Genomic DNA, 9,515 nt, shown 5'->3' with positions numbered 1-9,515 from the left:
GGGACTCGCCACGCGACCATCTCGTACCGGCTCCCGTCCGGTTTCTCGCTTTCGTCCCGGTACACAACTGACGCAGGCATCGTCTCCTATGTTGTGTTTCATCCCCAACGGAGATAAACCTTACCCGGCGAAGATGCCTGCAGAATTCATCTATTTGTGTATATGTTGTTTGGTGAAAGTAGTGTTAAGAACCATTACCATCCAACGAATTGATTCGGACCTGCCCAACTTCAGACGATTCGCTGGAGTTGCGAACGAGAGAAGCTATGCATGGATCGGTATCGAGATACACTGCTTGAGTGAATTCAGGTGATTGACCGGTGGGGGACGAGAGGACCCCCGTGTGAACAACGACCGGTCGAATCGGGTCGCGGCTGGTGATGACAGCCGCGACCCGAGGTTAGTGGACGAGCGACTCGAAGATGTCGGTGCGCTCTCGGGAGGATGGACGCCGCTAACAACCGATGCAGCAGAGATACTGGAAGAGGGGACGACCGCGGTCGAGGTGGTGAGCCACCTCGACTGCGGTCGATATGCCAGCCAAGATCCGTATCCGGCGTGGTCGGAGTGCAAACCGTTCGAGCCGATGCTGCGAGCGGTGTTGTTAGGCAGACTCACTGACGCGTCCGATGCCAGCGTGCATCGGACGCTCGAATCGGACGCGGAAGTCGCCAATGCACTGGGATTCGACCCAGATGATGTTCCCGACCAGAGTACGTTGTCACGTGCACGGGGGAAGCGGTTCAGCGAGATAGAAGAGACGATTCGGGTAGCGAGTCGCCAGATTAGAGAACTTGCAGCCCGTCGTGGCTGTTCCTTCGGTGGAACCGACCAATCCAGCGGGATCAGTGATCACCAGAGCGCTTCGGGGAGCCGTCAGGCTCCACCGAAGCGCACGGTCAACCGACTCATTCGTGGACAGACCCGCGAAGTACTGGACGAACTCACCACGGTAGTCTTCCCAGCGCTTGACTTCGACCGCTCGGACGAGGCCATCTACGACGACGAGGAGTTGTTGCTGCTGGAATCGTTGCTCGGGGTCACGGGCACCGCCGCCAACGGCGGTGCCGAGACCTATGGCGATCACGTTAATCCGGAGCCGGATGTTGACGAGCCGTTCTTCGAGGACGGTCCAACTGGTGAAACGCTTCTAGAGGCGATCAAGAGCCTGGAAATAGAGGAAATCACGGAGATGGTCAATCGGGGCGCGGCCCGCGTCTTGACGCGGGCCAAGCCCACCATCGAGTTCGAACAACCGGCGATGGTGGCTATCGATATGACCTATATCGCCTATTACGGCGAGCGTGAGGAACTCGTTCGGGTACAAGGAGCGCCCGAGGACAAGTCCTACAACTGGTGTCACAAGGTCGCGACAGCTAGCATCGTCGGTGAAAACATCCTGTTCACGGTGGCGATGCTACCGATCGGTGATGCGGACAATCACGAGGCTGAGGCGTACGCCGGTGAAGCGAAATCGTACCGAGTCGGCGGCGTCGTCCGCCGACTCGTCGACATCGTCGAAGAACGGGCGAATCTGCGTATCCGTCGCGTGTTCGCCGACAGGGAGTTTCACGCTGCGGACGTCGTTGCGGCACTAGAAGAACGGGATCTCTTCTACGTCATTCCAGCCGCGCGCGATGACCGCGTCAAGCGGTTCATCGCGCGCATGGACGAAAATGAGGACGGGCAGAAGCAGGTGACGGTCAAGGACGAACACGGAATCTACGGACCGGTCAAAGACAGCGGTGGCGTCAGAAAGCGAGCTGAAACCTCGCTTGTCGGCCTCCCACCGGACGAGGACCACGACCAGACTCAGGTGTTCCTGACGAATCTCGACGTGAACGACGAGATTCGTCTGGATCGACGCTCGACACATCGACGGATTAAACGCTACACTCGGCGCGGCGGGATAGAGAACGCCTACGGCGGCATCAAGCAATTCGCACCGTGGACGACTTCACGAGAGTACGCGGTGCGGTTATTCCACTTCGGATTCGCAATGTTGCTGTACGACATGTGGTTGCTGGTCGATCTCCTCGTCCAGCGATCACTCGATATCGTCGAGTTCCGCACGAAACCGCGGGTGATCGCCCCGCGGTTTCGTGCTTTCCTCAGACGGAGGCTAATCACATTGATTTAGAATCCATCCCGAGTTTGCCTGCGGTGAGAGGCATTGCTGTCCAGTCTACTGAGATTCTCGCTCGGACGGCCCGCAACTGCCACTCAACTTCGTGAGTGGCAGTTGCTCGGATCAAGATCCCAGTCAAGACCTGCTACAGAGTCGTTTCAGTATCGATTGCGTGCATAGGATTGATGGTATTCGCAACTCCAGGATTCGGATTTTGTATAGCGTCATATGGTTTAAAAACGCAGTAAATGCGTAGAACCGCACAGTATAGCCACTGTAGCCCATATTTTGGGTTTCTCGGCTGAACCACAGTTGGTTATGATTAGAATAGTAATCACGACCACTTTGAAGTGTCCCGACGCCCTCCGGTAAGCACGAATGCCACAATTCACACAGCAGATTTCCTCTCCCCCGAGAAATCGGGCAAAACACGGGGTCAGCAGAGGTGAGTTACGCAATGTCTGAGCAGGACGATCCGATCCCGCTCGCCAGTTCCTTCGATCGCTACCTCCAGGACAAAGGCAAAGGTCGCGGGGGAGACGGCGGAAACTACCGCCGCAACGCCGAGCGCGAGCTTCACCGATTCGCAGAGTGGGCCGCGGGCGACCGCGGCGACGACGACTGGACTGGGACCGTCCCCGACGACGTCGACCGAGAACCCGCGTTCGAGGACCTTGATGAACGGACGTTCCGTGAGTATGCACGCCACCTCGCCAGTGACCGCGGGCTCAAGCAGAACACAGTCCAAACCTACTACGCCTACATCTCGGCGTGGTGTGGCTGGTGCGTCAACGAGGGGTATCTACAGGCGCACTTCGCGCAGCGAGCGAGTGCGACCGCCCCACTGCCCGAAGACGACGGTCGCAAACCCGGCGACCAGCAGGCCTGGACGTCCGAGCAACGCCACGCACTCACCCGTCACGTCGACGAGCAGGCCCGTGATGCCGTCGAAGCGTACACAACACTCCCAAAGGACACGGCACCGACAGACAAGCAACGGGCGCGCTACAGGGCGCTGAAAGCGACACGTGAGCGGGCGCTCATCTACCTCATCGCGTACACAGCCGTCCGCGTCGGAGAGCTCCTACGGGACTCCGACGATCCACGTCGGCGCGGGGTTCGCTGGGAGGACCTCAATCTGGAGGACGGCAGTATGGACGTCTACCGGAAGAAACAGCAGTGGGACGCCGCCAGCCTCCCCGACCCGGTCATCCACCCAGTCCGGCAGTACCAGAAGGTTCTGCAGCCCCCAACCGAACGGTGGCCAGTCTTCCCGACGTTCGATCAACGGACGCTCGCAGCCCTCGTCCAAGAGGAACTCACAGATCGTGGCCAGCGGCCAGCTGATGTCAAGGACCGTCGCGACGAATTTGTCCGCGACCTCCTGCTCACACTCGAGGAAGATATTCGCCCCCAGTCGATCACGACCGATGGGGCCCGATCGATACTCCATCGGCTCACCGACGACGCCGGCGTCGAGGTTGCCCACCCCCGCCACGACTACCTCGCGCCACACGGGGGGCGGCGAGGAATGGGCGAGGTCCTGGTCCGATCGTTCGGATACACCGTCGCAGCCCGATATCTCGATAACTCTGAAGAAATGGTCCGAGAACGGTATTCCCACATCGAGGCCGGTGAACTTGGGGACGTCGCGACTGACGCGCTAGGCGACATGGATGAAATCTGACCGAGGTTTCATTCTCAATCACAGTGAAATAGAGGACAGCCAATTCGATAATTCAGGGGTATTTATCACATCCCGGCGAGGTAACGAACATACTCACCCCTTCGGACAAAGAACACAATGACTGAGACCAACTCCAAAATTCGATCAATACTCACCGACTCTATAGCGGAGCTAAACGATCGGCTTAGTACCGTTCACGATGTTGAAGAAACTCTTCGAGGAGACAAGAAACTCAGTAGTGCCGATGTCGGACAACGGCCCGAAACGTTCACTGAGAACCATCTTATCTATGAACTCTTAGAAGCACTAGGCCTGGAATACGAGGAACAACCATACGGCAAAGCAGGAGATCGTGTGGTGTGGCCCGACTTCGAGATTACCAACCTCTCAGTGAACGTTATCGGTGAAAACAAGCCCATTAACAACGTCGAAAGCGCCGATTCAGAAATAAAAGACTATCTCGACAGGAAATCCATTGACGCAGACTACGGGATCACAACAGACGGGCTTGAATGGACGATCTACAAAATCGAACTTGGCGGTGACATAACCGAATACCCAGAAGTAGCAAGTATCGATCTCCGTCCTGCACTTATAACACTCGCTCGCGATGCTGGCGTCCTTGGCAGTGCCGCCATCTCTGACGACGCCGACGTCGACGACTTACTCCATGACTTTATCAGCGTCTTCAGTATCGGAGCCCTCGAACCCCTTCTTTCCGACACAGCGCCACGAGAGATCCGCGATGAACGCAAGCGTGACGTGGAAGAATTCTATGAACTCTACATTGAGCTCCTTTTCGGCGAATCTGACGAATATGACTACGAAACATCCCTGATGGACGATATTAGGTCACCTGCCGGTGCATCTGAGCGGGATGAACGTCTCTTCGCAATCACAATGATGAATCGGCTGCTGTTCATCAAGTTCCTGGAAACCCGTGATATACTTAGCGACGGGTTCCTCCGAAATCGAGTTCAGGAGTACGAACAACACCAAGACAAATTCGCAGGGAACCTCTATGAGTCTCAAATTAAACCCCTTTTCTACAAACTTCTCAACGTCCCAAAACCAGAACGAGATCCAAAATACCGCGACGAGGATGCGTGGTTTACTGATGTCGAATACTTGAACGGCGGTCTTTTCCGCGAAAACATCCCCAACGAAACTGAATACACCGTCGTAGATCGGATTCTCCCTACCGTCATTAGCGACCTCATCGAAGGTAGCGAACTCGAATTGAACGGTGGAGGGTTCGATCCACGAGTCCTCGGGTCTGTGTTCGAGAAGACAATCAATCATATCGAACAGGAACGCAATCAGAAGGATATCGGTGCGTACTACACACCAAACGACGTCACAAACCTCGTTAACCGGCGGTCTGTAGACCCCAAAATCAAGTCCGATCTCATCGACGCTTTCGTTAACGAAGCCGCCAGTGACAGTGACGAAGCAGAATTCCTCCAGTCAAATATGGAGGACAAAGAGCTGTCCGAAATCTTGCGTCGTATTGAAAACGGGGAGGGATTTTACGGAACTCCTGACGCGATTGATGCCGCACTAGACGCTCTCGGCGATCTGAAAGTTATCGATCCAGCATGTGGATCCGGGCACTTCTTGACCAGTGCGATGGACGAAATCTTCCGTGCTGAAGAGTCCTTGATGCGGGGTCTGAACCGTGGTGACGACCCAGACCCCAAAGACCGATATGAAGCAAAGAAAGACCTCGCGCTCCATTCCGTATATGGCGTGGACGTCGACCCAGTCGCAACGGAGATAGCAAAACTTCGGATCTGGCTCAAAATCGTCGAGGGCAATAGCTGGAGACCACAATTCGGGAAACTCCCAAATATCGACGTTAACATCAGCGACGGGAATTCTCTGGTTGGTCTCCCAATCAAGGGTACTGTTGAATCGCTCGACATCTGGAATGAAGACATCGAGCAATACGCTGAGATGCGTGAACAGTACAAATACGAGGACAAAGGAGATCGCCGGAATATCGAAGAATTCTACGCCGATGAGATTCAGCCCCACGTTGATTCCGCATTTCTTGACCGCCTTAGCTACTATGTAGAAACCGACGTTTCGTCCCCTGATGAGTGGGAGGCCATCATAGAGTCAATCGAGAATGGGACATTATACCCAGCGATAGAAACAGTCAAAATCAGACGTAGCGACCGCGATGCCTTCACTGACGAAGACGCCGAGCGTTTAGAAGATCTCGGTTTTTCGGTGTATAAAAAGAGCGCGCGGCTTGACATACAAGAGCGGGAAAAAACACTGAAACCACGTGACTTAAATGACAATGTAAAGACCGTTCTGGCCGAGAATCTCCAAAATCTGCTTGAAGATCACTTCGTGTTCAGTGAAGTAAATCGGCAGCCTCTCCGTGTAGACATTGTTGATAGTCTTGGCCGTCCATTCCACTGGCCCATCGAGTTTCCCGAAGCTTCTGAGTCAAATGGTGCTGAACACACAATCCATTTTGATCTGATTTTGGGGAATCCGCCATATGGCGACATCATGGGAGAATCTGAAGATGTACTTACAGCAGAATACACTATGGCAAACTCAGATATTGCTGCTCCGTTCGTAGAACGCCAACTGCAACTTCTCACCGAAAACGGATCATTTGGTAACGTAACAACCGCAAAACTTCTTTATAAGGCGCAGATGTCTAAAATGCAAGATGTGTGGCGTGACTATCTAGATACCACACGTATCGCTGCATTTGGCAAAAGGCCAAGTAAAGTTTTCAATGGAGCAGAGGTTCGGGTGAGTGTCATTACTGGCGGAAAAGATACAGAAGTGTCCGGAAACATCCGAACAAGTGAGTTCATTCGGTTCGATAATGAGAAGGATCGTGACAGGCGTTTCCGGGATATACCTGATAAACCCATTAGTGGATACACACTTCGAGAAGATGGAATCGGTGGTAGCGGTACACATGTAGCCATTCCAAAAATCGGTCTTGGTCACATTGAAACCATTCTTAGCAAATTGAAGGAACAGCCAGAAGAGAACCATATTCGGAATTATGAAGAAGAAGACGAAACAGAGAATGTGATTTGGAGACGGAGAGGAATAGACTACTTTACTAATCCGATGTTTGGAGAGGAATTGTATGATTCAATGGATAACTATGCCCTCTACTTCAATTCAGAACTAGAAGCTCGTGCTGCCTTCCTTGGCATCTCGTCCAGTATCTTCTATATCTACTGGTGTGCATACGGCGATATGTTCCATCTAAATCTCAGTGAGATTCGTGCATTCCCACTCCCAGATGAAGATGCCCTGAGGAGTAAACGTGATGACATTGAAGACATCTCTAACCGGCTCTGGGAAACAATGAAAAATGGGTTTGACCCAGACAGTGAGACATTCAAAAACTACGAACAGCAAAAACCCATAATCGAAGAGGCAGACGCTGTACTCGGTGAACTATACGATCTTCCAGAAGACACTATTGAGTTCGTTCAGAACTATCATTCAGAGTACGGCCGTCACGGTCCCGCCGACGAATCACTTGACGCCTATGAGTAGTGCCAGACGACGAGAAATCCAATACAATGAAGCGATTTGAGGTTGGGGACCGAGTGCGGGTTGACATACCGAATGAAGATGATCCCGACCACGATCTGCTCCATCGAAAACGCGGGACGGTAATCGAAATACTCGAAGATGACGCTAACAAAGAAACTGGGGATCCACGTGATTCGTTCCTGTTTACAGTCGAAATGGATGACGGTGCTACTGAAGACCTTCGATGGAGAGATCTCCGCCCAGTCTCAGAAACTTAGCAATCTGCAGCAAAATTGAGGTTCTGCTCTAACAGAACCTCTACGCATCTGACGCAGCTCAAGAACGGATTTTGAGTTGAGAGTTAGCGGCCAGGATGCAATGAACGACATCCACGACGCGGTCCGATCACTGCTCGCTGAGCGCCCTCGATACGCGAAAGAGGCCGTTGTCGATACTGCCACTCGCGACCAACAGATGTCCGACTACGGCACAGATTCGCTATACGCAGAAAGGGCACGGTCCCTCCGGCGACTCGAACAAAAAATCGAAAACAGCACCGTCAGTGGTGACGACCTGATGCTAGTCGCCGAGGCCGTCCTCCGGTACGAACTCAACAAAGCCGTCGAACAATCCCCAAAGCAGGTTAGCGCGATGCGCTAACATGGTCTCCGGAACCGAAGCCGTCGCGACAGGATTTCTCGGCGCAGGTGCGATCGGGGCCGTCATCGGCTACGCAGTCAAGAAGATCGCCAAGATCGTCGCCGTCCTTGCCGGCCTTGAACTCGCCTTTCTCGCATATCTCGAACAGATCGGCATCATCACCGTGGACTGGTCAGCATTCGCGTCGACACTCGGCAGCGGGACGCTTGGTCTGGTCGTCGACGGAGCCTCTGCATCTGGATCCTCGCCGCTCCTTGGCCTGCTTGGGACACTTCCTGTCGGAACTGGATTCGCAGGAGGACTGTATCTCGGACTCAAGAAGGGGTGACTAGAGACATCCGAAAACTCTCCGAAACTTCAGCACTGCTTAACCAACAATTCACCAACGTTGGTTAAGGCCAGTCCGTCCAAGAATCTGCTTCGTGCCAATTGGCTCGTGGCAAATTGCTACAAGGCAGAATTGGGGCACGGCGGTCCAATTGACCAATGTCGCAGAATACACGACTCGCTGAATACTGGGATGCAGACGGTCCAGGATCGGGACAGAGCGGAATCGCCGCCTCCTACCGAGAGCCCGTCACGGCCGATCGGCTCGTCACCGACGGGTTCTACGATCTGAAGGACGGCCAGAGCACCGACTACGGACTCACACTCCATCGATTCCAACGCAAAGACAAATCCAGCCAGTTGTTCCACAACGAGCGCCGGTATCTCGCCCACGCTCGATGGGTCAGCGACGGCGACGTCGAGTCCTACATCGACGAGCATGGTGAAGCCGTCTGGGAGCTCCCATCCGCCTACGCGAACTTTCGCGAGGAATTCAACCGGTGGCTCCACCAAGCGAGTGGGACCCTCACCCGGTACGGCTATGGAATCGGCCCCAAGGCCGTCGAAATCGCACTCCGGGCGCTCGCCGGCAAAGGGCGGTACTCGGTGGAGAACTACGACCTCATCGTCTGCGACGACGCTCCTGCCGTGCTGCTGGGGCCGGCCGGCACGGTCCTCATTCGGGAACATCCGATCCACAAGCCCGATCTGGAAGGCCAGCACGCCGCACAGACGGTCGAAGCTCCAGTCGGTGAGATGATTGTCGAAGAAGGCAAGCCCACCATCCTGACCGGGATCGAACGCTTCGCGAGCATCCTCGAACAGGACTTCGACATCACGATCACCGGCCACGTCTCCCCACCACGATCGGGAACCAGCCAACACCGGTTCGCAGTCGAGAACTTCACCGTCGACGGCGAGGCGATCGAAAGCATCGCGATCAACGCCGACGCGCTCGCGACGCTCGGCCAGTGCCAGCGAGACCCGACCAACGTGCCAGTGTACGATGGCGGTGTCGTCGACGCACCTGTCGGAGACGGACAGTACCGCTGCAGCTGGGACGGTCCAGACGAAGATGAAGAAATCGGGAGAGTGGACAAGTACGGTCGAATCGTGGTCGGCTACGAGTTCGACTGGCGGTCAACGGTGACCGGGCCGAAGAAGAACCAAGCCTGTGTTCGCATTCAC

General features: G+C 54.7%; 7 protein-coding genes. All 7 read left to right on the top strand.

The features are described 5' to 3' along the window. Nucleotides 1-343: 343 nt before the first annotated feature. Nucleotides 344-2,140, top strand: coding sequence for a transposase (locus BMX17_RS24080; protein WP_244515104.1), 1,797 nt, complete (start codon nt 344-346; stop codon nt 2,138-2,140). Nucleotides 2,141-2,585: 445 nt separating this feature from the next. After that, a complete protein-coding gene (locus tag BMX17_RS24075) occupies nt 2,586-3,815 on the top strand; it encodes a tyrosine-type recombinase/integrase (protein WP_092664975.1) in 1,230 nt (409 codons plus the stop codon). 117 nt (nt 3,816-3,932) lie between these two features. Further along, nucleotides 3,933-7,361: an Eco57I restriction-modification methylase domain-containing protein gene (locus BMX17_RS24070; RefSeq protein WP_092664972.1), complete on the top strand. Its 3,429-nt coding sequence runs from the start codon at nt 3,933-3,935 to the stop codon at nt 7,359-7,361. Between the two features lie 26 nt (nt 7,362-7,387). Then, entirely contained in the window at nt 7,388-7,618 is a 231-nt protein-coding gene (locus BMX17_RS27660) for a DUF8139 family protein (RefSeq protein WP_092664970.1), read from the top strand. Nucleotides 7,619-7,718: 100 nt separating this feature from the next. Beyond that, nucleotides 7,719-8,000: a hypothetical protein gene (locus tag BMX17_RS24060; RefSeq protein ID WP_092664967.1), complete on the top strand. Its 282-nt coding sequence runs from the start codon at nt 7,719-7,721 to the stop codon at nt 7,998-8,000. Between the two features lies 1 nt (nt 8,001). Further along, entirely contained in the window at nt 8,002-8,328 is a 327-nt protein-coding gene (locus BMX17_RS24055) for an FUN14 domain-containing protein (protein ID WP_139203744.1), read from the top strand. Between the two features lie 158 nt (nt 8,329-8,486). Next, on the top strand, nt 8,487-9,515 hold a 1,029-nt coding region (locus BMX17_RS24050; protein WP_092664964.1), incomplete at its 3' end, for a hypothetical protein.

Source organism: Halorientalis persicus, assembly GCF_900110215.1.
Classification (GTDB): domain Archaea; phylum Halobacteriota; class Halobacteria; order Halobacteriales; family Haloarculaceae; genus Halorientalis; species Halorientalis persica.
The sequence above is the reverse complement of the archived record's forward strand: the minus strand, read 5'-3'. Positions and strand labels throughout refer to the sequence as shown.

What these genes read in the sequence shown, in the direction of transcription:
- BMX17_RS24075 (WP_092664975.1), top strand. Translation starts at nt 2,586, where the DNA reads ATGTCTGAGCAGGACGATCCGATCCCGCTCGCCAGTTCCTTCGATCGC.
- BMX17_RS24070 (WP_092664972.1), top strand. Translation starts at nt 3,933, where the DNA reads ATGACTGAGACCAACTCCAAAATTCGATCAATACTCACCGACTCTATA.
- BMX17_RS27660 (WP_092664970.1), top strand. Translation starts at nt 7,388, where the DNA reads ATGAAGCGATTTGAGGTTGGGGACCGAGTGCGGGTTGACATACCGAAT.
- BMX17_RS24060 (WP_092664967.1), top strand. Translation starts at nt 7,719, where the DNA reads ATGAACGACATCCACGACGCGGTCCGATCACTGCTCGCTGAGCGCCCT.
- BMX17_RS24055 (WP_139203744.1), top strand. Translation starts at nt 8,002, where the DNA reads ATGGTCTCCGGAACCGAAGCCGTCGCGACAGGATTTCTCGGCGCAGGT.